This window comes from Nocardioides sp. NPDC023903, assembly GCF_040639295.1.
Taxonomy (GTDB): domain Bacteria; phylum Actinomycetota; class Actinomycetes; order Propionibacteriales; family Nocardioidaceae; genus Nocardioides.
Window position 1 is genome coordinate 1 of record NZ_JBEZZS010000080.1, and the last position, 1,405, is coordinate 1,405.

The 1,405-nt window shown below is 72.1% G+C and carries 1 protein-coding gene; it reads right to left on the bottom strand.

Annotated elements, in window-relative coordinates:
- Positions 1-25: 25 nt before the first annotated feature.
- Positions 26-1,405 (bottom strand): ACT domain-containing protein (locus tag AB0F44_RS30055; RefSeq protein WP_357361016.1); only part of this gene is annotated, 1,380 nt, incomplete at its 5' end.

Below are 1,405 nucleotides of genomic sequence, written 5' to 3' on the forward strand. Positions count from 1 at the left end.
AGTGAGTAAACCGTGTCCTGGCGGGTCAGTCGGTGTCGGTGTTCTCGGCGGGCGGCGGGGCGGGCGCGGGCCGCGGAACCACGTCCAGGACGGCCTTTTCGATGCGGTCGCGCAGGGCGGGACTGTCGGTGTCGCCCAATTCGAGGCAGAACGCGTCGACCACAGCGGAGCCCATCGTGACCACCTTGGCCCATCGGACATTGGCTCCCGTCGCGGCGAACGCACCGGCCAGCCTGCTCAGCAAACCGACGCGGTCGTCGGCGCGCAGCTCGAGGATCACCTGTCCGGGAGTGCTGACCGGTGACCAGATCAGGCGCGGCGCGGCGCGCGCGTAGCGGCCGGGCCCGGTCCCGTCGGCTTCGGCTTCGCGTTTGGCCAGTACCGCGGGCAGGTCGAGCGCGCCGGAGGTGGCCCGGATGAGTTCCTGACGCAGCAGCCCCGCGTCCGGCGGATCGCCGAATTTCGGCATCACCACGAAGGTGTTGATCGCCGAGTCCCCCGCACTGCCCAGCGAGGCCGAGAGCACGCGCAACGCGTGCAGTGCCAGGACGCCCGCGGCGTCGGAGAGCAGGCCGGGCTCGTCGGGGGCGATCACCGTCACCACGAAGGTGTGCTTGCCGTCGCCGGGCGCGAGAGTCACGTGCACGCCGCCCGCTGTGGCCTTCTCCAGCAGTTCCGGGTCGATCGGTTCCGGTTGCGGCAGTGGCTCGCCCGCCATGACGAGCCGGCAGCGGCGCACCAGGTCGCCGATCAGCGAGGCCTTCCAGTCGCCCCAGACACCGGGGCCGGTGGCCATCGAGTCGGCCTCGGCCAGCGCGTGCAGCAGTTCGAGCAGGCCGACGTCACCGCCGAGCGCGTCGGCCACGTGCTGCACGGTCGCCGGGTCGGCGAGGTCGCGCCGGGTCGCGGTGTCGGGCAGCAGCAGGTGGTGGCGCACGATCGCGCTGAGGGTGCGCACGTCAGAGGGCCACATCCCGAGCCTGCGACCGATGTGGGTGGCCAGTTCGGCACCGACGATGCTGTGGTCGCCGTTGCGGCCTTTGCCGATGTCGTGCAGCAGCGCGCCGAGGGCGAGCAGGTCGGGCCGCGCGACCCTGGTGCTCAGGCCGCTCGCGAACGCGACCGTCTCCATCAGGTGCCGATCGACGGTCCAGGTGTGCATCGCGTCGCGCGGCGGCAGGTCGCGGACCGCGCCCCATTCGGGAAAGAGCCTGCCCCACAATCCGGTGCGATCCAGGGCCTCGACCGCGTCGATGCTGCCGCGGCCCGCGCCGAGCAGCACGAGCAGATCGTTGAGCGCGTCCTTGGGCCACGGCTCACGCAGTTCGGGCGCGTCCTCGGACAGCCGGTTCAGTGTGGTCGCCGACATCGGCGGCGTCGGCGCAGACCGGGCTGCCGATGTCGG